The sequence below is a fragment of the Blastococcus sp. SYSU DS0669 genome (assembly GCF_054050895.1).
This window is the reverse complement of record NZ_JBJHAE010000014.1, coordinates 14,255-35,469: the sequence shown is the minus strand read 5'-3', so window position 1 is coordinate 35,469 and position 21,215 is coordinate 14,255. Positions and strand designations below refer to the sequence as shown.

22 protein-coding genes are annotated in these 21,215 nt (G+C 75.6%); 4 read left to right on the top strand and 18 right to left on the bottom strand.

Annotated elements, in window-relative coordinates:
• Nucleotides 1-88: 88 nt before the first annotated feature.
• The 3 genes from ACI792_RS14385 to ftsY all read right to left on the bottom strand — a co-directional run bounded on the left by ACI792_RS14385 (nt 89) and on the right by ftsY (nt 3,202).
• Entirely contained in the window at nt 89-427 is a 339-nt protein-coding gene (locus ACI792_RS14385; RefSeq protein WP_456579059.1) for a P-II family nitrogen regulator, read from the bottom strand.
• Nucleotides 424-1,758 carry an ammonium transporter gene (locus tag ACI792_RS14380; RefSeq protein WP_456603188.1) on the bottom strand — a complete coding sequence of 445 codons (1,335 nt, stop codon included), beginning with the start codon at nt 1,756-1,758 and terminating at the stop codon, nt 424-426. The genes ACI792_RS14385 and ACI792_RS14380 overlap by 4 nt, the downstream gene beginning before the upstream one ends.
• 223 nt (nt 1,759-1,981) lie before the next feature.
• Nucleotides 1,982-3,202: a signal recognition particle-docking protein FtsY gene (ftsY, locus tag ACI792_RS14375; RefSeq protein WP_456579061.1), complete on the bottom strand. Its 1,221-nt coding sequence runs from the start codon at nt 3,200-3,202 to the stop codon at nt 1,982-1,984.
• Between the two features lie 86 nt (nt 3,203-3,288).
• Here ftsY and ACI792_RS14370 point away from each other — a divergent pair, with 86 nt between their 5' ends.
• Together ACI792_RS14370 and ACI792_RS14365 are read left to right on the top strand one after the other, a co-directional pair.
• Nucleotides 3,289-4,965, top strand: coding sequence for an alkaline phosphatase D family protein (locus ACI792_RS14370; protein ID WP_456603187.1), 1,677 nt, complete (start codon nt 3,289-3,291; stop codon nt 4,963-4,965).
• Between the two features lie 12 nt (nt 4,966-4,977).
• On the top strand, nt 4,978-5,778 hold the full coding sequence (locus ACI792_RS14365) for an endonuclease/exonuclease/phosphatase family protein (protein ID WP_456603186.1): 801 nt from the start codon (nt 4,978-4,980) through the stop codon (nt 5,776-5,778).
• Nucleotides 5,779-5,838: 60 nt separating this feature from the next.
• Here ACI792_RS14365 and smc read toward each other — a convergent pair whose 3' ends face one another.
• From smc to ACI792_RS14305, 12 genes are all read right to left on the bottom strand, one after another.
• Nucleotides 5,839-9,405 (bottom strand): chromosome segregation protein SMC, encoded by a 3,567-nt coding sequence (smc, locus tag ACI792_RS14360; protein ID WP_456603185.1) that lies wholly within the window; start codon nt 9,403-9,405, stop codon nt 5,839-5,841.
• Nucleotides 9,406-9,548: 143 nt separating this feature from the next.
• Complete coding sequence (locus ACI792_RS14355) at nt 9,549-9,740, bottom strand: hypothetical protein (protein ID WP_091933638.1); 192 nt, start codon at nt 9,738-9,740, stop codon at nt 9,549-9,551.
• Nucleotides 9,741-9,891: 151 nt separating this feature from the next.
• Nucleotides 9,892-10,161, bottom strand: coding sequence for an acylphosphatase (locus tag ACI792_RS14350; protein ID WP_456579066.1), 270 nt, complete (start codon nt 10,159-10,161; stop codon nt 9,892-9,894).
• Nucleotides 10,158-11,036, bottom strand: a complete 879-nt coding sequence (gene mutM / locus ACI792_RS14345; RefSeq protein WP_456603184.1) for a bifunctional DNA-formamidopyrimidine glycosylase/DNA-(apurinic or apyrimidinic site) lyase — start codon at nt 11,034-11,036, stop codon at nt 10,158-10,160. Before mutM ends, ACI792_RS14350 begins: the two co-directional genes overlap by 4 nt.
• A gap of 4 nt (nt 11,037-11,040) precedes the next feature.
• Nucleotides 11,041-11,778: a ribonuclease III gene (gene rnc, locus ACI792_RS14340; RefSeq protein ID WP_456603183.1), complete on the bottom strand. Its 738-nt coding sequence runs from the start codon at nt 11,776-11,778 to the stop codon at nt 11,041-11,043.
• A gap of 62 nt (nt 11,779-11,840) precedes the next feature.
• Nucleotides 11,841-12,020 (bottom strand): 50S ribosomal protein L32, encoded by a 180-nt coding sequence (gene rpmF / locus ACI792_RS14335; RefSeq protein ID WP_014377519.1) that lies wholly within the window; start codon nt 12,018-12,020, stop codon nt 11,841-11,843.
• Between the two features lies 1 nt (nt 12,021).
• Nucleotides 12,022-12,648 carry a YceD family protein gene (locus ACI792_RS14330; RefSeq protein ID WP_456579069.1) on the bottom strand — a complete coding sequence of 209 codons (627 nt, stop codon included), beginning with the start codon at nt 12,646-12,648 and terminating at the stop codon, nt 12,022-12,024.
• A gap of 112 nt (nt 12,649-12,760) precedes the next feature.
• Entirely contained in the window at nt 12,761-13,441 is a 681-nt protein-coding gene (locus ACI792_RS14325) for a hypothetical protein (RefSeq protein WP_456603182.1), read from the bottom strand.
• Nucleotides 13,438-13,923, bottom strand: coding sequence for a pantetheine-phosphate adenylyltransferase (gene coaD, locus ACI792_RS14320; protein ID WP_456579071.1), 486 nt, complete (start codon nt 13,921-13,923; stop codon nt 13,438-13,440). Before coaD ends, ACI792_RS14325 begins: the two co-directional genes overlap by 4 nt.
• Nucleotides 13,920-14,474, bottom strand: coding sequence for a 16S rRNA (guanine(966)-N(2))-methyltransferase RsmD (rsmD, locus tag ACI792_RS14315; RefSeq protein WP_456603181.1), 555 nt, complete (start codon nt 14,472-14,474; stop codon nt 13,920-13,922). Before rsmD ends, coaD begins: the two co-directional genes overlap by 4 nt.
• Nucleotides 14,471-16,654 (bottom strand): ATP-dependent DNA helicase RecG, encoded by a 2,184-nt coding sequence (gene recG / locus ACI792_RS14310; protein WP_456603180.1) that lies wholly within the window; start codon nt 16,652-16,654, stop codon nt 14,471-14,473. The genes rsmD and recG overlap by 4 nt, the downstream gene beginning before the upstream one ends.
• 7 nt (nt 16,655-16,661) lie before the next feature.
• Complete coding sequence (locus ACI792_RS14305) at nt 16,662-18,260, bottom strand: DAK2 domain-containing protein (protein ID WP_456603179.1); 1,599 nt, start codon at nt 18,258-18,260, stop codon at nt 16,662-16,664.
• Between the two features lie 185 nt (nt 18,261-18,445).
• Between ACI792_RS14305 and rpmB the strand changes: the two genes are divergently transcribed.
• Entirely contained in the window at nt 18,446-18,637 is a 192-nt protein-coding gene (gene rpmB, locus ACI792_RS14300) for a 50S ribosomal protein L28 (protein WP_305999814.1), read from the top strand.
• Nucleotides 18,638-18,715: 78 nt separating this feature from the next.
• On the opposite strand, the gene ACI792_RS14295 is transcribed toward rpmB, so the two are convergent.
• Genes ACI792_RS14295 through ACI792_RS14285 form a run of 3 tightly spaced genes read right to left on the bottom strand, consistent with a single transcriptional unit; the run spans nt 18,716 to nt 20,878 of the window.
• Entirely contained in the window at nt 18,716-19,342 is a 627-nt protein-coding gene (locus ACI792_RS14295) for a cytidylate kinase-like family protein (RefSeq protein ID WP_456579075.1), read from the bottom strand.
• Nucleotides 19,330-19,854 carry a GNAT family N-acetyltransferase gene (locus ACI792_RS14290; RefSeq protein WP_456603178.1) on the bottom strand — a complete coding sequence of 175 codons (525 nt, stop codon included), beginning with the start codon at nt 19,852-19,854 and terminating at the stop codon, nt 19,330-19,332. The genes ACI792_RS14295 and ACI792_RS14290 overlap by 13 nt, the downstream gene beginning before the upstream one ends.
• Nucleotides 19,838-20,878 carry a thiamine-phosphate kinase gene (locus tag ACI792_RS14285; protein ID WP_456603177.1) on the bottom strand — a complete coding sequence of 347 codons (1,041 nt, stop codon included), beginning with the start codon at nt 20,876-20,878 and terminating at the stop codon, nt 19,838-19,840. Before ACI792_RS14285 ends, ACI792_RS14290 begins: the two co-directional genes overlap by 17 nt.
• A gap of 92 nt (nt 20,879-20,970) precedes the next feature.
• Between ACI792_RS14285 and ACI792_RS14280 the strand changes: the two genes are divergently transcribed.
• Nucleotides 20,971-21,204: an Lrp/AsnC ligand binding domain-containing protein gene (locus ACI792_RS14280; protein ID WP_236824589.1), complete on the top strand. Its 234-nt coding sequence runs from the start codon at nt 20,971-20,973 to the stop codon at nt 21,202-21,204.
• Nucleotides 21,205-21,215 lie beyond the last annotated feature (11 nt).

Sequence of the window (21,215 nt, the reverse complement as noted above, 5' to 3'; positions counted from 1 at the left end):
ACGAGACCACCACCCCGGCCGACGGAAGAAGGACTCCCTGCCCCCGCGCTCGCACGCTCGCCGCGGGACCCTGCAGGGGCCGGGTCCCTCAGATGGCGTCGTCCCCGCGTTCCCCGGTGCGGACCCGGACGATCTCGTCGATCGTGGTGACCCACACCTTCCCGTCGCCGATCTGGCCGGTGGAGGCCGCCTCGACGACGGCGTCCACCACCCGGGCGGCGTCGAGCTCGCCGACGACGACCTCGATGCGGACCTTGGGCACGAAGTCCACCTGGTACTCCGCCCCGCGGTAGACCTCGGTGTGCCCCCGCTGGCGGCCGAAGCCCTGGACCTCGCTGACGGTGAGCCCGGCGATGCCGATCAGCTCGAGCGCGTTCTTGACGTCGTCCAGCTTGAACGGCTTGACGATCGCGGTGACCAGCTTCATGCCAGCGTCCTCTCCGTGTTGCGGGCCTCGGCACGCGCCTGGCCGGCCAGTGGTGCGGTGGAACCGCTGCTGCCGAGCGAGGCGAAGTCGTAGGCCGACTCGGCGTGCGCGACGTTGTCGATGCCGGTGACCTCGTCCTCCTCGGTGATGCGGAAGCCCATCGTCTTCTGGATGACGAACCCGATGACCAGCGTAAGGACGAAGGAGAAGACGAGGACGGCCACCGCCCCGACGACCTGGCGCCACAGCTGGTCGACGCTGCCGCCGAAGAGCAGGCTCTCCACGCCCGCGGGGGCGTCGGGGTCGGCCAGGAAGCCGATGGCGATCGTGCCCCACAGGCCGCCGACCAGGTGGACGCCCACGACGTCGAGCGAGTCGTCGTAGCCCAGCTTGTACTTCAGGCCCACGGCCAGGGCGCACAGCACGCCGGCGACGGCCCCGACGACGATCGCCCCGACCGGCGAGACCGCCGAGCAGGCGGGGGTGATGGCGACCAGGCCGGCGACGACGCCGGACGCGGCGCCCAGCGAGGTGGCGTGGCCGTCGCGGATCTTCTCGATGAGCAGCCAGCCCAGCACCGCCGCCGCGGTGGCGACCAGCGTGTTCACCCAGGCGACCGCGGCGGTGTTGTTCGCGGCGACGGCGGAGCCGGCGTTGAAGCCGAACCAGCCGAACCACAGCAGCCCGGCGCCGATCATCACCAGCGGCAGGTTGTGCGGGCGCATCGCGTCCCGGCCGAAGCCGCGCCGCTTGCCGAGCACCAGGGCGAGGGCGAGGCCCGCCGCACCGGCGTTGATGTGGACGGCGGTGCCACCGGCGAAGTCGATCGCGGCGAGGTCGTTGGCGATCCAGCCGCCGATCACGTCATCGACGTCGAAGGCGAACACCCAGTGCGCGACAGGGAAGTAGACGATCGTGGCCCAGATGCCGACGAAGACCATCCACGCGCCGAACTTGGCGCGGTCGGCGATGGCACCGGAGATCAGCGCGACGGTGATGATGGCGAACACGGCCTGGAAGCCGACGAAGGCCATGGCGGGCAGGCCACCGGCCTCGCTGGTCGTGTCCTCCATCAGGCCGGCGAGGCCGAAGTACTCGGCCGGGTCGCCGATCAGGCCGCTGCCCCCGACGCTGTCGCCGAAGGCGATCGAGTAGCCGTAGAGCACCCACAGCACGCTGACCAGGGCCAGGGCGCCGAAGCTCATCATCATCATGTTCAGCACGCTCTTCGCGCGGACCATGCCGCCGTAGAAGAGCGCGAGGCCTGGCGTCATCAGCAGCACGAGCGCCGCGCTGGTGAGGATCCAGGCGGTGTCGCCGGTGTTGACCACGGCAACCTCCTGTGTCGGGTCGTCGGCCGGGCGGCCGTATCGGTGGGCTCGGGCCCTCCGTGCGGGAGGGGCGACGCGGTGTTCACCGTGCCGGTCGCGTGTTTCCGGCGACGTCGGCGCCGCGTTTCGCGGGCGTGAACTCCGCGCCGCGTGTCCCGCTCCCGCGTTGCGGGCGTGTTGCGCGCCCCCCAGGAGCCCGTCCCTCACCCACCGAGCGCGGGGATCACCCCTCTCCGACGAGGCCCTCCGCGAACGCCCGCGGCTCGAACGGCGCGAGGTCGTCGGGGCCCTCCCCCAGACCGATGAGCTTCACCGGGATGCCCAGCTCCTGCTGCACCCGGACGACGATGCCGCCCTTGGCCGTGCCGTCGAGCTTGGTGAGCACCACGCCGGTGACCTCGACCGCCTCGGTGAACACCCGTGCCTGCACGACGCCGTTCTGGCCGGTGGTGGCGTCGAGCACCAGCAGCACCTCGGTGACCGGCGACTGCTTCTCCACGACCCGCTTCACCTTGCCGAGCTCGTCCATCAGCCCCGACTTGGTGTGCAGCCGGCCCGCGGTGTCGACGACGACCGTGTCCACCTCCGCCTCGACGCCGGTGCGCACCGCCTCGAACGCCACGGCCGCGGGGTCGCCGCCCTCCCGGCCGCGGACGGTGAGCACGCCCACCCGCTCGCCCCAGGTCTCCAGCTGGTCGGCCGCGGCGGCCCGGAAGGTGTCGGCCGCGCCGAGGATCACGCTCTTGCCGTCGCCGACCAGCACGCGCGCGAGCTTGCCGACGGTGGTGGTCTTGCCGGCGCCGTTGACGCCCACGACCAGCACGACGCCGGGCCGCCCCTCGTGCCGCGAGGTGCCCAGCGACCGGTCGAGGTCGGGACCCAGGACCGCGACGAGGTTGTCGATCAGCAGTTCGCGCAGCTCGGCGCCGGTGGCCGTGGCGAGCACCATCGACTGGGTGCGCAGCCGCTCCACGATCTGGGTGGTCGCGGAGATGCCCACGTCGGCGGCGAGCAGGGTCTCCTCGATCTCCTCCCAGTCGTCCTCGGTCAGCTTCTCGCGGGCCAGGACGGTGAGCAGGCCGCGGCCCAGCGACGACTGCGAGCGGGCCAGCCGCGAGCGCAGCCGCACCAGCCGGCCGGCCGAGGGGGCCGGGGTGTCGAAGACCAGCCCCGGCTCGGGCTCGGCCGGGGGCAGCTCCACCGTCGGCGGGGCGTCGGGGACGACCGCGTCGGGCTGGTCCTGCAGTCCCAGGCCAGAGGCGGTGGCGCCCGTCGGCCGCGGCTGGTCGGCCGGTGGCGCGGGAGGCCGGGGCCGGGTCAGCGTCGTGCCGCTGACGGCGTCGTCGTCCAGGCGCGTGGTCCGCCGGCCGCGGCCGACGAGGAGGCTGACACCGAGGACCAGTGCCACGACCAGGATCGCGATCGCGATCAGCACGAATTCCATGCCCCGAGTCTCCCAGCACCCGCCCGCGGAGCACCTCCGGCACGGCGGGTCCCCGCAGGCACGGGCCGATGCGCCAGGCTGTGCCCATGCCGCCGCCCGCCTCGTCCTCCCCCGCCCTCGTGCTGGGCCCCCTCCTGCGGCACGTGGACCCGGTCTCGGCCACCGTCTGGGTGGAGACCGACCGGCCGTGCGAGGTCGACGTCCTGGGCCGGACGGCCCGCACCTTCTGCGTCGGCAGCCACCACTACGCCCTGGTGCTGGTGGAGGAGCTCGAGCCGGGCAGCACGACCCCCTACGAGGTGCGTCTCGACGGCGACCTCGTCTGGCCGCCGGCCGCCTCGGAGTTCCCGGCCAGCCGGATCCGGACGCCCGGCGGGCCGGGTGCGTTCCGGCTGGCCTTCGGCTCCTGCCGCTACGCCAGCCCGGGCACCGTCGAGGCGTCCGAAGGGATCCCACCGGACGCCCTCGACCTCTACGCCGGCCGGGTGGCGGGCCTGCCGGAGGACCGGTGGCCCGACGCGCTGGTGCTCCTGGGCGACCAGGTGTACGCCGACGAGCTCACCACGCACACGAAGTCGCTGCTGCACCGCCGGCGCGATGCGCGCACCACCGGCGGCCGCGGACCGGACGACCAGGTCGCGGACTTCGAGGAGTACACCCGGCTGTACTACGAGTCCTGGCAGGACCCCCGGGTGCGGTGGCTGCTGTCGACGATCCCGTCCTCGATGATCTTCGACGACCACGAGATGATCGACGACTGGAACACCTCCGCGGCCTGGCGGGCCACGGCCTCGCAGGAACCCTGGTGGCGCGGGCGGATCACCGGCGGTCTGGTCAGCTACTGGATCTACCAGCACCTGGGCAACCTCAGCCCGCAAGAGCTGGCCGAGAACAAGACCTGGCAGGCGATCCAGGACCTGAGCGCCGACGACCCCACCCGGGACGCCCAGCCGATGCTCCGCGAGATGGCGGAGCTGGCGGACGCGGAACCGGCGACGATCCGGTGGAGCTTCGTGCGGCACTGGGGCGACGCCCGGCTGATCATGGTCGACACCCGGGCCGGCCGGGTCCTCGAGGAGCAGCACCGCCGCATGCTCGACGAGGACGAGTTCGCCTGGGTCGAGGCCGCCATGCGCCGCGCCGTGCACGAGGGCGTGGAGCACCTGATCATCGGCACCTCGCTGCCCTGGTTGCTGCCGCACGCGATCCACAACGTGGAGCGCTGGAACGAGACGCTCAACGTTCGGCACCACGGCCGCTGGCGAGGAAGGATCGCCGAGGCGATCCGGCAGGCCGCCGACCTGGAGCACTGGTCGGCGTTCGGGCACTCCTTCGAGCGGCTCGGTGCGGCGCTGACCGCGGTCGCCCGAGGCGATCACGGCCGGGCCCCCGCGACCGCTCTCGTCCTCTCCGGCGACGTCCACCACGCCTACGCGGCCGAGCTGGTGCGCCCCGGCGGGCTCCGGGCCCGCGTGCACCAGCTCACCGTCTCCCCGCTGCACAACCAGGCGCCCCACCCCGTCCGCATCGGTTTCAAGATCGGCTGGAGCCGGGCGGCGCGCCGGTGGACCGAACGCCTGGCGCGACTGGTGGAGGCAGAACCCACCGGCCTCGAGTGGGAGAAGCAGGCCGGCCCCTACTTCGGCAACCAGATCGGCGAGCTGGTGCTCGACGGCCGGGAGGCCCGCTTCGTGCTGTCGGTGAGCGAGCGGGGCGCCACCACGCTGAGCCAGGTCCTGGACGCGCCGCTGTCGAGCGCCTGAGAGGGTGAGGAGGTGACGAAGCCGGCCCCCGGTCCCGACCAGCCGCCGATCCCGGTCCGCCTGGTCACCTTCAACACCCACCACGGCGTGGGCGCCGACGAGCGCCACGACCTGCCCCGGCTGGCCACGCTCCTGGCCTCGGTGGACGCCGACGTCATCTGCCTGCAGGAGGTGGACCGCCACTTCGGCGCGCGCAGCGAGGACGTCGACCAGGCGCTCCTGCTGTCCCGGGCACTGGACATGCAGCTGGCCTGGGGGCCGGCCATCGACGAGCAGCGGCCGGGCGACCAGCCGCCTCGGCAGTACGGCAACGCACTGCTCTCGCGGCTGCCGATCCTGATCAGCGACGTCCACCGACTGCCGGGGAGCGGTGAGCCGCGCAGCGCGCTGCGGACCATGGTCGAGCTCGACGGCGGGGCGCTGTGGATCACCGCGACGCACCTCACCACGCGTTCGGCCGAGGAGCGCGGGGCACAGGTGGCGACGCTGGCGGCGCTGCACACCGACTCGATGGAGACCGGCGTGCTGGTCGGCGACTTCAACGCCGCGCCCGACGCCCCGGAGCTCGACGCGCTGCGCCAGCGGTTCACCGACGCCTGGCGGCTGGCGCGGGCCCGTGACGACCAGGCCGGCTGGCGGTTCTGGCAGTCCGACGCCGGTCACACCCACCCGGCGCGGTCGCCGCACCGGCGCATCGACCAGGTGTGGGTCTCGCCGGGGGTCGCCGTCGCCGGGGCGCACGTCCTCGACGGCGGGGGCGCCTCGGACCACCTGCCCGTGGTCGTCGACCTCGAAGTCCGCTCGGGCGTCTGAGAAAGGACCCTGCTGCCTCCACCGCTCGCACGCTCGCGGCGGCCCCCTGCAGCAGGGCCGTCAGGCGGTGGCGAGCTCGCGCAGCCGCTGGCTGATGACGCCGGTGATCCCGTCGCCGCGCATGCTCACCCCGTAGAGGGCGTCCGCGATCTCCATCGTCCGCTTCTGGTGCGTGATGATGATCAGCTGCGACGTCGACCGGAGCTGCTCCACGAGCACCAGCAGCCGGCCGAGGTTGACGTCGTCGAGCGCCGCCTCGACCTCGTCGAGCACGTAGAAGGGCGAGGGGCGGGCGCGGAAGATCGCCACGAGCATCGCGACCGCCGTCAGCGACCGCTCCCCGCCCGAGAGCAGCGACAGCCGCTTGACCTTCTTGCCCGGCGGCCGCGCCTCCACCTCGACGCCGGTCGTGAGCATGTTCTCCGGGTCGGTGAGCACCAGCCGCCCCGAGCCGCCCGGGAAGAGGGTGGCGAAGACCTGCTCGAACTCGCGCGCCACGTCGGCGAACGCCGCGGCGAAGACGTCGTGGATGCGGCCGTCGACCTCGCGCACGACGGTCAGCAGGTCCTTGCGGGTGGTCTTGAGGTCCTCGAGCTGGGTGGCGAGGAAGGTGTGGCGCTCCTCCAGCGCCGCGAACTCCTCGAGGGCCAGCGGGTTCACCTTGCCCAGCGTCGCGAGGTCGCGCTCGGCCCGGGCCACCCGCCGCTCCTGGACGGCGCGGTCGTAGGGCACCGGGTCCGGTGCCGGCTCCCCCGCCGCCTCGGCCTCGGCCACCTGCTGCGGCGAGGGCGGCACGGCCGCGGCGGGCCCGTACTCGCCGATCAGCGTGGGCAGGTCGACGCCGAACTCCTCGGCCGCCCGGGTCTCCAGCGACTCGATGCGGTAGCGCTGCTCGGTGCGCGCCACCTCGTCGCGGTGCACCTCGTCGGTGAGCCGGTCGAGCTCCGCTGTCGCCGCACGCACCCGGCTGCGCACCTCCAGCAGCTCGGCCTCGGCACCGCTGCGCGACGACGCCAGCGCATCCCGCTCCGCGGCTGCGCGGGCCAGCGAGCGCTCCAGGGCAGCGCTCGCCACCCCGGCGTCCCGCCGCACCGCGTCGGCGACCGCGGCCCCCCGCTGGCGGGCGACCCGGGCGGCCGCGGCGCGGTCGCGGGCCGCCCGCTCCTGCCGCGCCTGCCGGCGCAGCGACTCGGCCCGGCCCTGCAGCGCCCGCGCCCGCTCCTCGGCGGTGCGGACGGCGAGACGGGCCTCGGTCTCGGCCTGCCGGGCGGCGGCCACCTCGACGCGCAGCCGGTCGCGCTCCTCCGTCGGCGGCTCCTCCGCGACGGGCGCGGCCTCGGCGTCGGCGAGCTGCTGCTCCAGGCGGGTCAGCGAGCCCTGCGCCTGCTCCAGGGCCTGCTCCGCCCGCACCCGCGCGGCCAGCGACCGCTCGGCCTCCGAGGCGGCGGAGCGCGCCGCGGCGCCGAGCTCGGCCAGCGCCGCCGCCTCTGCCGAGCGGGTGCGGTCGGCGGCCTGGCGCGCGGCCAGCGCCTCCTCGACCGCGGCCGAGCGCGCCCGGGCCTCCTGCCGTGCCGCGGCCAGCTGGTCGGCGAGCTCGGCGGCCCGGGCCGACGCGGCGGCGAGCTCGGTCCCGGCCTCGTCCACGCGGGCCCGCAGCTCGAGGTTCGAGGGCGCGTCGGTCTGCCCACCCAGCGCCCAGTCCGCGCCGAGCAGGTCGCCGGTGGCGGTGACCGCCCGCACCCGGGGGTGGGTGCGCACGAGGGCGACAGCCGCGTCCAGGTCGGGTACGAGCGCCACCCGCTCGAGCGCGCGGGCCAGGGCCGGGCGCAGCTCCTCGGGGGCGCGCACGGCGTCCAGGGCCCACCGCGCGCCGGCCGGCAGCTCCGGCCAGCCGTCCCGCGGGACCGGCGGCAGTCCCCCGGTCACCAGCAGCCCGGCCCGCCCGCCGTCGGTCCGCGTCAGGTGGTCCAGCGCCGCGGCGGCCTCGGCGACGCCCGCGACGACGACGGCCTCCGCCATCCCGCCCAGCGCGGCCGCGACGGCGACCTCGTCACCGGGGGCGACGGCGAGCTGCTCGGTCACCGGGCCCAGGACGCCCGGCAGCCCGGCGCCGAGCACCGCGGCCGCGCCGTCGGCGGGCGTGAGCCCGAGGGCCAGGGCGTCGCGGCGGGCCTGCCAGGACGCGCGGTCGCGCTCGGCGGCCCGTTCGGCCTCGGCCAGCTCGGTCACCCGGCGGGCGGCGGCGGTGTGCCCGGCCACGGCGTCCTCGTGAGCGGCGACCAGCGCGAGGTCGGTGTCCTCCTGGCCGGCGACCTGCCCGCGCCGATCGGCCAGCCGGTCGGCGGCGGTCTCGGCGCGGTCGGCGGCCTCGGCGGCGGCGACGGAGAGCCGCTCGATCTCCGCCTCGCCGGCGTGCACCCGGGACCGAGCGGCCGCGACCTGCCCGGAGAGCCGGGCGAGGCCCTCGCGGCGGTCGGCGAGCGCGCGGGCGGCGGCGACCCAGGCCTTCTCGGCGGCGGCGAGCGCCGTCTCCAGCTCCGCCCGGCCGGCCACGACCGCGGCGAGGCGCTCCCGCTCGGCCGCCAGCCCGGCGGCCAGCTCGGCCTCGGTGGCGGCCACCCGGTCGGCCTCGGCGTCGAGCTGGTCGGGGTCGCGCCCGGTGGCGGCGGAGGGGGCCGCGGCGGAGAGGTGCCGGTGCCGCTCGGCGGCGAGCTGGGCGACGCTCCGGAACCGCTCCCCGAGCGCGGAGAGCCGGTACCAGGTGTCCGAGGCGGCCTGCAGCCGCGGCGCGCTCGCCGCGAGCGAGCTCTCCAGCTCGCCCTCCCGGCGGGAGACGGCGGAGAGCTCGCGCTCGACGACGGCGCGCCGCTGGCGGGCCGCGGTCTCGTCGGCGACGTCCCGGTCGAGGGCGTCGCGCAGCTGCACCAGGTCGTCGGCGAGCAGCCGGAGCCGGGCGTCGCGCAGGTCGGCCTGCACGCCGGCGGCCCGCCGGGCGACCTCGGCCTGCCGGCCCAGCGGCTTGAGCTGGCGCCGCAGCTCGGCGGTGAGGTCGGCCAGCCGGTCGAGGTTGGCCTGCATCCCGTCGAGCTTGCGGAGCGCCTTCTCCTTGCGCTTGCGGTGCTTGAGGACGCCGGCGGCCTCCTCGATGAACGCGCGCCGGTCCTCGGGGCGGCCGGAGAGCACCGCGTCCAGCTGTCCCTGGCCGACGATGACGTGCATCTCGCGGCCGATGCCGGAGTCGCTGAGCAGCTCCTGGACGTCGAGCAGCCGCACCTTGTCGCCGTTGATCTCGTACTCGCTCTCGCCGGAGCGGTACATGCGGCGGGTGATCGACACCTCGGTGTACTCGATCGGCAGCGCGCCGTCTGCGTTGTCGATCGTGAGCGTCACCTCGGCCCGGCCGAGCGCCGGGCGGCCGGCGGTGCCGGCGAAGATGACGTCCTCCATCTTTCCGCCCCGCAGGCTCTTCGCGCCCTGCTCGCCGAGGACCCAGGAGATGGCGTCGATGACGTTGGACTTGCCCGACCCGTTGGGGCCGACGACGGCGGTGATGCCGGGCTCCAGCCGGAGCGTGGTGGCGGACGCGAAGGACTTGAAGCCCTTGAGCGTCAGGCTGGAGAGGTGCACGGGACGTGGACTCTAGCCCGTGTCTCCGCAGGACAGGGGGGCCGCGGGGCCGGTGGTGCGCCTGTGGACGATCGGTTCAGGATGCGGCCCCCTTCCGGGCACCGCCCCGAGCGTGCGAGGGGTGGGGAGAAGGGGGTCCTTCCTCAGGCGAGCGCGGGCTCGGCGGTGTCGCCCGCCAGCGAGAGCAGCTCGTGCGCGATGGCGGCGTCGCGCTGGGCACGCAGCTCGGCGAGCTCGTGCTCGAGCCGCTGCACCCGGGCCCGCAGGGCGGCGTTCTCCTCGGCTACCCGGAGTTCCACGGGGGTGACGACCGAACCGAACAGGGCCTTGGCCATGGCTGTGACGGCCTTTCGAGAGAGCGAGAGGGTGTGCCCGGCGCCCCGGTGGACGGTCGGCGCGGGCTGGATGTTCCCAGGGTGACAGCCCCCGACACGCAGGTCAACGGCGCGGGGGCAGGGCTCCCGTGTCGGGGGGATGTCGTCTTCGTCACGCCGTGGTGAAGCCCGACATCCCCCGCGCCGGCCCGGTGCGGACGTCGACGTCGGTCACCCGCCCCGGGGCGTCCGGCCCGTCGAGGGCGGCGACGAGGTCGCGCACGGCCTGCTCGGGGCCCTCGGCGACGACCTCGACCCGGCCGTCCGGCAGGTTGCGCGCGACCCCGGCGAGGCCGGCCTCGCGCGCCAGCCCACGCACGAACCAGCGGTAGCCGACGCCCTGGACGCGGCCGGAGACCAGCACCTCGACCCGGACGGTCACGCCCGTCGCGCTCTCGGCCGGGGCTGGCACACGGGGCAGCTGTAGCTCGAGCGGTTCATGAACGACTCCCGGCGGATGGGGGTTCCGCAGCGGGGGCAGGGCCGGTCCTCCTGCCCGTAGACGGCGAGGAAGCGGGAGAAGTAGCCGCTCTGCCCGTTGACGTCGACGTAGAGGGAGTCGAACGAGGTGCCGCCCTGCGCGAGGGCCTCCCCGAGCACGTCGCGCACGCCGTCGAGCAGGTCGGCCACCTGGGCCCGGGTGAGCCGGTCGGTGGGGCGGGCGCCGTGCAGGCGCGCCCGCCACAGCGCCTCGTCGGCGTAGATGTTGCCCACCCCGCCGATGAGCGTCTGGTCCAGCAGAGCGCGCTTGACCTCGGTGCGGCGCCGGCGCAGCGAGGCGGTGAAGGCGTCGACGTCGAAGGAGCCGTCCAGCGGGTCGATGGCGATGTGCGCCAGCCGCGGCGGCACCCCGCCGTCCGCCGGCGCGTCCTCGACCGCCAGGCCCCCGAAGGTGCGCTGGTCGACGAAGCGCAGCTCGCGGCCGCGGTCGGTGAAGGTGAAGCGGGCCCGCAGGTGGGTCTCGTCGGGCGCCGACGGCTTCTCGACGAGGAGCTGCCCGCTCATCCCGAGGTGGCCGACCAGCGCCCGGCCCGAGGGGGTCCCGTCCGCCTCGGCCAGCGGCAGCCACAGGTACTTCCCGCGGCGGTGCGCGGCGGTGAAGGTGCGGCCGGTGATCGCCTGCACGAAGTGGTCGGCGCCCTCCAGGTGCCGGCGGACCGCCCGCGGGTGGTGCACCTCGACGGCGGCCACGGTCCGCCCGGTCACCCACTGGTCCAGACCCCGGCGCACCACCTCGACCTCGGGCAGCTCGGGCACCGGCCTACTCCTCCGAGAGCGAGCGCCAGGCGGCCTCGGCGGCCTCCTGCTCGGCGGCCTTCTTCGTGCGGCCCGCCCCCTCCCCGCGGACGGTGCCGGCGAGCAGCACCGCGGCGCGGAAGGTCTTGGCGTGGTCGGGACCGTCGTCGTCCACCTGGTAGACCGGCGCGCCCAGCCCCTGCGCCGCACCGAGCTCCTGCAGGCTCGTCTTCCAGTCCAGGCCGGCGCCTCGGGTGGCCGACTCGACCAGCAGCGGGTCGAACAGCCGGTGCACGATCGCCGCGGCCGTGTCCAGCCCGCAGCCCAGGTGCAGCGCCCCGATGAGGGCCTCGAGCGCGTCGGCGAGGATCGAGTCCTTGTCGCGGCCGCCGGTGGTCTCCTCGCCGCGGCCGAGCAGCAGGTGCGGGCCGAGCCCGCCGTCGCCGAGCCGCCGGGCGACCCGGGCCAGCGAGGTCATGTTCACCACGGAGGCACGCAGCTTGGCCAGCTGGCCCTCGGGGAGGTCCGGCTGGCTGCGGTAGAGCTCGTCGGTGACCACCAGCCCGAGCACCGAGTCGCCGAGGAACTCCAGGCGCTCGTTGGTCGGCAGGCCGCCGTTCTCGTAGGCGAAGGACCGGTGGGTCAGCGCCAGCGGCAGCAGGCCCCCGGGCAGCGCGACGCCGAGGGCGTCGAACAGCCAGGTGGCTGCCCGCTCGGCGTGCTCGGCGCCACCCGGAGGCGCCGCGGGGACGCGACCGTCCACGGCATCCCGGTCAGGATGCGGAGCGGCGGCCGGCGTCCCCATGGCGGTACGGGTGCGGGAGGTCAGACCGACAGGACCTGGCGGCCGTCGTACTGCCCGCAGGTGGGGCACGCCTGGTGCGGGGGCTTGAGCTCACCGCAGGCGCGGTTGGGGCACGGCGACAGGGTCGGCGCGGTGGCCTTCCACTGCGACCGGCGCATGCGGGTGTTGGCCCGCGACATCTTCCGCTTCGGAACGGCCACGTCAGTTCTCCTCTGGGGTGGTGGATTCGCCGGGGGTGCCCGGCGAGGAAGCGAATCGCTCCGCGAGGGCCGCCCACCGGGGGTCGGTCACCTCGTGGGTGTGGTCCTCGGGCAGGTCGTCGACCCGCTGGCCGCAGCCGACGCAGAGGCCGCCGCAGTCCTCCGTGCAGACCGGCGAGAGCGGGAGGCTCAGGACGATGGTGTCCCGCGCCAGCGGCTCAAGGTCGAGGAAGTCGCCCTCGACCCGGCGCACCTCGTCCTCCTCGCTGGTGGCCTCGGTGGTGCTGCCCGCGTAGGCGTACAGCTCCTGGACGTCCAGCGTGAGGGTGTCCTCGAGCGGCTCGAGGCAGCGGGCGCACGAGCCGACGACGGGGACCTCCAGGTCACCGGAGACCAGCACGCCCTCCATGACCGACTCCAGCCGCAGCTGCAGGTGCACCTCGGCGCCGCCCGGGACGCGGATCAGCTCCAGCCCCCAGCCCTCGGGGGCCGGTGCGGTGCGGTCCAGCTCGTGCAGGCTCCCCGGGCGGCGGCCCAGCTCGCGCAGGTCGACCTTCCAGGGGTTGGCCGAGGGGCGCCGGTCCTCGGGGGAGGCGGCGCCGGGGCGGTTCGGGGAAGCGGCAGGCATGTCAGTACTCGCGGTCGGGTGCGGGAGGGGTGGGCGACCGGGCGGGAGCCGACGGTCGGGCCGGTGGTCGAGACTACCCGATCCTCCCGGGACCCCCACCGTGCGGAAGGTCTCAGCCGTCTCGCAGGGTGCTGCGGGCCTTGTCCACGGAGCGGAGCATGCGCTCCAGGGTCGTCCCGAACTCGGCGAGCCGGGTGTCGACGTACTCGTCGACCTCCGCCCGCATCCGCGCTGCCTCGGCGTGCGACTGCTCGCCGAGCTCGTCGGCGCGGGTGACCGCGGAGCGGTAGACCTCGGTCTCGGTGATGAGCCGCTCGTGCTCGGCCTGGGCTTCGGCGAGGAGGGCGGCCCGGTGCTGCCGGCCGTCGGCGACGAGAGCCTCGGCCTCGGCCTCGGCCTCCAGCAGGATCTGCTCGGCGTCGGCCTGGGCCTGGGCCAGGAGCTCGTCGCGCTGCCGCCGGGCCGTGCCGACGATCTCGTCCCGCTGGCGTCGGGCCTGCACGAGGAGCTGCTCGCTGTCCGCGCGGGTCCGCCCGGTGAGGCGCTCGGCCTCGGCCTGGGCCTGCTGCAGGATCTCGGTCCGCTGCTCGACGATCGCGCCGGCGGCCTGCACGTCCTCGGGCAGCGACTCCCGGAGGTCGTCGAGCAGGTCGAGCACGAGGTCGCGGGGCACCATGCAGGAGCTCGACATCGGCACGCTGCGGGCGTTCTCGATGACCGTGGTGAGCTCGTCCACCGTCTCGTAGAGCCGGTAGACCACCTCGGTGGTGTGACCGCGCCCGGGCCGGGTCACGAGCGCCCCTCCCGGGCCCGCTCGCGCAGCCGGTCGTCGACGGCCTTGGGCACCAGCCGGGAGACGTCCCCGCCGAACGTGGCGATCTGCTTGACCAGGCTCGAGGAGAGGTGCCCCACCTGCGGGGCGGTCGGTACGAACAGCGTCTCGACGGCCGCCAGCTCGCGGTTCATCTGCGCCATCTGCAGCTCGTACTCGAAGTCGCTGACCGCCCGCAGCCCCTTGACGATCACCGGGATGTCGTGGCTGCGGCAGTAGTCGACCAGCAGCCCCTGGAAGCTGTCCACGCGCACGTTGGGCAGGTCGGCGACCGCATCCCGGAGCAGGTCCATCCGCTCGTCGACGGAGAAGAGCCCCGCCTTGCCCGGGTTCACCAGCACGGCCACGACCAGTTCGTCGTAGAGCCCGGCGGCCCGGTTGATGACGTCGACGTGCCCGTTGGTCACCGGGTCGAAGGAACCTGGGCAGACGGCACGCCTCACGGACGCCGACCGTACCGGAGCACGGCCTCGCCGTAGCGCCGCTCGCGCAGACCGTGCAGGGGTGTCGGCCAGTCCCACGCCCGTTCCCGGCTGGGCCGCTCGACCACGACGACCCCGCCAGGGGTCAGCCACTCCCCCGTGACCAGGGCCCGGAGCACCTCGTGGACCTCCTCTGCCGGCGTCTCGTAGGGCGGGTCGGCGAGGACGACGTCGAACGCCTGCGGCGCCGGGCCGGCGACGACGGCGGGCACGGAGCCGGCGACCACCCGCCCGCCGGGCAGCCCGATCGCCGCCAGGTTGGCCCGCAGCACGGGCAGCACCCTCGGGCCCTGCTCGACGAAGACCGCGGTGGCCGCGCCGCGGGAGAGCGCCTCGAGGCCCAGGGCACCGGAGCCGGCGTAGAGGTCGAGGACCGCAGCCCCCTCGAGGTCGACCAGCGAGCCCAGGGAGTTGAAGAGCGCCCCGCGCGCCTTGTCCCCGGTGGGCCGGACACCCGCCTGCGGGACGGTGAGGCGCCGGCCGCCGGCCAGCCCCGCGATGATCCTGGTCACGCCTTCTCGAGCCACTCGGCGCGCTCGTCGCTGGCCAGGGCCGCGACCTCGGCGGCGAGCCCCGGGTGGTCGGCGAGACCGCGCTCGGTCGCCAGCAGCGCCGTCGCCTCCGCCCGCGCCTCGGCGATGAGCTCCTCGTCCGCCAGGAGGGAGAGCAGCTTGATGGTCGAGCGGCGGCCGGACTGCGCGGCGCCGAGGACGTCGCCCTCCCGCCGGGTCTCCAGGTCCAGCCGGGCGAGCTCGAAGCCGTCGGAGGTCGAGGCGACCGCGGACAGCCGCTGCCCGGTCGGCGACGACGTCGGGGCGTCGCTGACCAGCAGGCACAGCCCGGCGTGCTTCCCGCGGGCGACGCGGCCGCGCAGCTGGTGCAGCTGGCTGACGCCGAAGCGGTCGGCGTCCATCACGACCATGACCGTGGCGTTGGGCACGTCGACCCCGACCTCGACCACGGTGGTCGCCACCAGCACGTCGGTCTCCCCCGCGGCGAAGGCGCGCATGACGCCGTCCTTCTCCTCGGGGGTCATCCGCCCGTGCAGCACGTCCAGCCGCAGGCCGGCCAGCGGACCGGCGCGCAGCGCTTCGGCGACGTCGAGGACGGCGAGCGGGGGCCGGCGGTCGCTGCGCCCCTCCTCGGGCGGCGCGCCGTCGGCGTCCCCGGGCTGGTCGTCGGAGCCGGGGACGTCGCCGATCCGGGGGCAGACCACGTAGGCCTGCCGGCCGGCGGCGACCTCCTCGCGCAGCCGCGCCCAGGCCCGGTCGAGCCAGCCGGGCTTCTCCACGACCGGCACCACCGAGCTCGTGACGCCGCCACGCCCGCTGGGCAGCTGCCGCAGCGTGGAGATCTCCAGGTCGCCGTAGACGGTCATGGCGACGGTGCGCGGGATGGGCGTCGCCGTCATGACGAGCACGTGCGGGGGCCGGCTCCCCTTGGCCCGCAGCGCGTCGCGCTGCTCGACGCCGAAGCGGTGCTGCTCGTCGACGACGACGAGGCCGAGGTCGGCGAACTCCACGCCCTCCTGCAGTAGCGCGTGCGTGCCGACGACGATGCCGGCCCGCCCCTCGGCCACCTCGGCGCGGGCCTCGCGGCGCGCCGCGGCCTTGAGCGAGCCGGTGAGCAGGGTGACGCGGGTGCCGGCGGGGTCGCCGTCGATCTCCCCGGCACGGCCGAGCGGGCCGAGCAGGGCCCGGATGCCGCGGGCGTGCTGGGCGGCGAGCACCTCGGTGGGCGCGAGCAGTGCGGCCTGGCCCCCGGCGTCCACCACCTGGGCCATCGCGCGGAGGGCGACGACGGTCTTGCCCGACCCCACCTCGCCCTGGAGGAGCCGGTGCATCGGCTGGTCGCGGTCCAGCTCGGCGGCCAGCTCCTCCCCCACGGCCCGCTGGCCGTCGGTGAGCGCGAACGGCAGGGCGGCGTCGACGGCGTCGAGCAGCCCGCCGGCCTTGGGAGGACGGGCGGTGCCCGGCTCCAGCGCGGCGGCCCGGCGCCGGGCGGCGAGGGTGAGCTGCAGGGTGAGCGCCTCGTCCCACTTCAGCCGGTGCTCGGCGCGCTCGACGTCCTGGCTGGTGGTCGGGCGGTGGATGTCGAGCAGCGCCGCCGGCAGCGACAGCAGGCCGTGCCGGGCGCGGATCTCGTCGGGAAGCGGGTCGGTGACCAGGTCGGCGAGGTTGCCCGCCCCGCCGAGCAGCAGCTTGACCGACTTCTGGATCACCCAGCTCGAGACATCCTTGCTCGCCGGGTAGATCGGCACGAGCTCGCGAGCCCAGTCGTCGTCGTCATCGTCGCCGCTGAGCAGGTGCATGTCGGGGTGGGTGAACTGCAGCTTGCCCTGGTAGGTGCCGACGGTGCCGGCGAACATGCCCCACACCCCGGGCGCGAGGCGGGCGTGCCGGTGGCTGAAGAAGACCAGCTTCATGGTGCTGGCGCCGTCGCCCACGGTGACCTCGGTGAGGGTGCCGCGGCGCTGCCGCATCGGCCGGGTGCTGACCGTCTTCACCTGGGCGAGCACCGTCACCCGGTCGCCGGGCTGCAGGTCGTCGAGCCGGGCCATCTCGCCGCGCCGGGCGTAGCGGCGCGGGTAGTGGCGCAGCAGGTGGCGCACCGTGTGCAGGCCCAGCTGCTCGGCCATCCCGGTGGCGGTCTTCGGCCCGAGCACCTTCGCCAGCGGGGTCTCCAGCGTCACCGCCACCTCACTCGACCCCGATCTGCAGGGGCAGCGAGCCGGGACCGCCGCCGTAGCGCACCACCTCGACGGTCGGGTGCGCCGACGAGAGGTGGGCGCAGACCGCGTCGCCGAGCACCTCGTCGGGGCCGACGACCAGGGTGGCCATCTCCCCGCCCGCGGAGAGCAGCCGGTCCAGCAGGTCGCAGGCGACGGCGGCGAGCTCGGCGCCGATGACGACGACGTCGCCCTCCGCGGAGCCGAGCACGTCACCGGGGTGGCAGCGACCCGCGGAGGTGAGCGCCTCCTGGTCGGCGACGGAGAGCTCGGCCCACCGGGTCGCGGCGGCGGCCTCGGCCATGGCGATGACGTCGTCGCCGAAGCGCCGCTGCGGATCGGCGACGGCCACCGCGGCCAGCCCCTGCACCGGCGAGCGGGTGGGCACCACGGCGACCTCCCGGCCGGCCTCCCGCGCCCGCTCGGCCGCCAGGGAGGCGACGGCGTGCAGGCCGGCGTCGTTCGGGAGGACCACCACCTCCTGGGCAGCGGCCGCGACGATCTGGTCGTAGACCTCGTCCTCGGTGATCCCGCCGGCGTCGCAGACGACGACGCGGACCCCCTCGGCGCGGAAGAGCTCGGCCAGCCCGTCGCTGTGCACCGCCGCGACGACCGCCCGCACGCCGTGCACCGGCGCCGCCGGGGGCACCGGCGCGAGCGGGCTGACCGTGATGCGGTGCGGGCGGCCCGCCTCGATGCCCGCCTCGATGGCGGCGCCGACGTCGGAGACGTGCACGTGGACGTTCCACTCCCGGCCGGTCGGGGTGTCGACGCCCACGATGACGAGGCTGTCGCCGAGCTCGGCCAGCCGCTCGTGGAGGCGGGCGACCGACCCCTCGTCGGCGTCGGCGAGGAGGTACTGCACCTCGCTGCCCGGCCCTGGCGGCGGCTGGTGCGGCGTGTGGAGGTGGTCGTGCGGGCCGTGCGTGCGGCGGGCCAGGGCCGGCCGCACCGGCTGGATGCCGGTGACCGTGCGCACGAGGGAGTCCAGGACGAGGGACAGCCCGGCGCCGCCGGCGTCGACGACGCCGGCCTCGCGCAGCGCGGCCAGCTGGTCGGGGGTGCCCTCCAGGGCGCGGTGGGCGCCGTCGGCCGCGGCCCCGACGACGTCGGCGAGCGCCGTGCGACCCGCGTCGACGGCGGCCACGGCGGCCTCCCCGGCGGCCCGGGCCACCGTGAGGAAGGTGCCCTCCTCGGGGTCGGCGACGGCGGTGTAGGCGCTCTCGGCGGCCTTGCGCAGCGCGGCGGCGAGGACCGGGCCGTCGGCCGGGGGCTGGTCTGCGAGCTGGTCGGCCAGCCCGCGCAGCAGCTGCGCCAGGATGGTGCCGGAGTTGCCACGGGCGGAGAGCACCGCGCCGCGGGCCACGACGGCCCACGTCGACTCGCCGGGCGCCGCCTCGTCCAGCGCGGCCTGCGCGCCCTCGGCGGTGTGCAGGAGGTTGGTGCCGGTGTCCCCGTCGGGCACGGGGAAGACGTTGAGGTCGTCGAGCCGCCCCCGGAAGTCGGACAGCGCCTCGACCGCGGCGCGGCACCACTGACCGACCGCGGCGTCGTCCAGCGCCGTCAGCACGGGAGCAGGCTACCCACCGGCACCGACACCGCCCGGCTCCGCGAGCCCCGGGACCGTCTGCGCGGGCCCCGCCGGGAGGGGGCTGCGGCATCCGCCGCGGAGAGCGGTTAGACTGCTGGACGGTCTTGATGCGGGTGCTGCCTTGCCCCGCCGTCTGTGAACGATTCTTCTGGGAGTGATCCACCGTGGCTGCCGTGTGCGATGTGTGTGGCAAGGGCCCCGGTTTCGGTATGTCGGTGTCGCACTCGCACCGCCGCACGCCGCGCCGTTGGAACCCGAACATCCAGTCCGTGCGGGCGCTGATCGCCCCCGGCAACCGTCGCCGGATCAACGCGTGCACGTCGTGCATCCGCGCCGGCAAGGTTGCCCGCGCGTGACGCAGGCCCCCTGAGGGGGCGCGAGACATCGAGGAGCCCCGGAGGTCACCGACCTCCGGGGCTCCTCGCGTGCGCGCCTCAGCCCCCGATGCCCCGCCCGCGCGCGGCGGTCACCACGAGGTCCACGACGGTCTCCACCGGGAACGCGGTCGCGTCCACCACCAGGTGGTAGAGGCGGGGATCGGCCGGGTCGCGGCGGTAGAAGTGCCGGACGTAGGCCTCGCGCGCGCGGTCGTTGGCCGCCATCTCCCGGGCCACCTCCTCGCGGGGCCGCCACGACCGGGCCACCGCCGCGGCCAGCCGCCGCTCCCGCGGCCCGTCCAGCCGGACGTGCAGCGCGTCGGCGCGGTCGGCCAGCACGACCATCGCGGCCCGGCCGAGCACCACGCCGCCGTCGCCGGCCGCGATCTCGGCCAGGATCCGCTCGGTCTGGTCGCGGTAGGCCCGTGTGTCGGGCAGCGGCGCCCCCGGCACCACCCCGCCCACCGGGTCGGGCATGGTGCCCAGCGACGCGACGAGCCGCCACAGCCCGCGCACCACCGTCTCGTCGTTGGCCTCGGCCTCCTCGAGCGGTACCCCCAGCCGCCCGGCCACCTGGGCGGGGATCGCGCGGTCGTGGAACGGCAGCCCGAGCCGCGCGGCGACCGCGGGCGCCACCTCCGCCCCCGCGGCGCCGTAGGGCGCCGAGATCGTCACGACGCCCATGTCGGCTCCTCCGCGTGCACGGGCAGCTCCTTGCCGAGGAAGACGGCCTCCGGCGAGCAGGCGTACACCCCGTAGCCGGGGACCGGCGCATAGCCGAGCTCCCGGTACAGCGCGACCGCCTCCGGCTGCCGCTGCCCGGTGTTGAGGACCACGGTGCGGTGCCCGGCACGGGCAGCCGAGGCCTCCAGCTCCGCCATCAGCACCTGGGCCAGCCCCCGCCGGCGGAACCCCGGCGCGACGTAGACCCGCTTGATCTCCGCACCACCCGGCGGGTAGGCCCGCCACGCGCCGCACCCGGCCGGCTCCCCCGCCACCTCGGCGACCAGGAACAGCCCGGCCGGCGGGCGGAACTCCCCCGGGTCGACGACTGCCTCGTCGCGGCCGCCGTACCGCGTCACGTACTCCTGCTGCACCTGTTCCACCAGGAGCTGCGCCAGGGGGTCCTCGTAGGGCAGCGGCCGCAGGCGCACCGCCGCGCCGTCCCGAAGCTCCCGCTCAGCCGAAGTGCGCATGCCCCGCCCTCTCCGCTCCCACGGCGGCCAGCACGTCGGCGGCCGTGACCCCGTCCACCCGCACGTCCGGCCCGCGCTTCCCCGGCCGCACCACCCCGATCGGCGTCCACCCCGCGGGCAGCGCCACCTTCCGCGGGAACGTGGCCAGCAGGGCGTGGTCCTCCCCACCGGTGAGCACCCACGCCATCGGGTCCACCCCCAGCGCCGAGCCGACCTGCTGGAGCGGGCCCACCGGCTCCAGGCACGCCCGCACCAACGCCGCGCGGTCCAGGTCGAGGACGACCCCGCTGGCCTCCGCGATGTGCCCGGCGTCGGCGAGCAGGCCGTCGCTCACGTCGCACATCGCGGTGGCGCCCGCATCGGCCGCCACCTGCCCGGCCGCGTACGGCGGCGTGGGGCGCCGGTGCGCCGACACCACCGCCAGCGGGCTGCTGAACCCGCGGCGCAGCACCGCCAGCCCGGCCGCCGACCACCCCAGCCGCCCGGCCAGCGCGACGACGTCCCCGGGCCGGGCGCCCGAGCGCAGCACCGGCGCCCGCCCACCGAGGTCGCCCAGGGCGGTCACCGACAGGACGACGGCGGTGCTGCCGGGGGCGGCCGCCACGGTGTCCCCGCCGACGACGGCGGCCCCCTGCGGTGCGCACTCGTCGGCCAGCCCCGTGGCGACCCCCTCCAGCCAGCTGGTGGGCGTCTCCGGCGGGCAGGCCAGCCCCACCACGAGCGCCGTCGTCCGGGCGCCCATCGCCGCGACGTCGGCCAGGTTGGCCGCGGCCGCCTTGTGCCCGATGTCCTCGGCCGAGGACCAGTCCCGCCGGAAGTGCCGGCCCTCCACCAGCACGTCGGTGGTGGCCACGACCCGGCGGTCCGGGGTGCGCACGACGGCGGCGTCGTCGCCGGGTCCGACCTCGGCGGCCGCCGCGGTGCCAGACCGGGCCAGCACCCGGGCGATGACGCCGAACTCGCCGACGACCCGCACGGTGTCGGCCGGATCGCCGCGCGGGACCAGGGGGCGGGGTCGGCTCATCGATGCTCTCCAGTCGCTGCGGTAGGTTGCCGACGAGTCCGCCAACCGGCGGGGACGACGTCTCGGCACTGTTGCCGGAGGAAGGATCTCCCGTGGTCCACGCCTACATCCTCATCCAGACCGAAGTCGGCAAGGCGGCCCAGGTCGCCAAGACGATCAGCGAGATCAGCGGCGTCACGAAGGCCGAGGACGTCACCGGCCCGTACGACGTGATCGTGCGCGCCGAGGCCGACACCGTCGACGAGCTCGGCCGGCTCGTGGTCGCCCGGGTGCAGTCGGTCGACGGCATCACCCGGACGCTGACCTGCCCGGTCGTCAACATCTGAGCGCTCCCCCC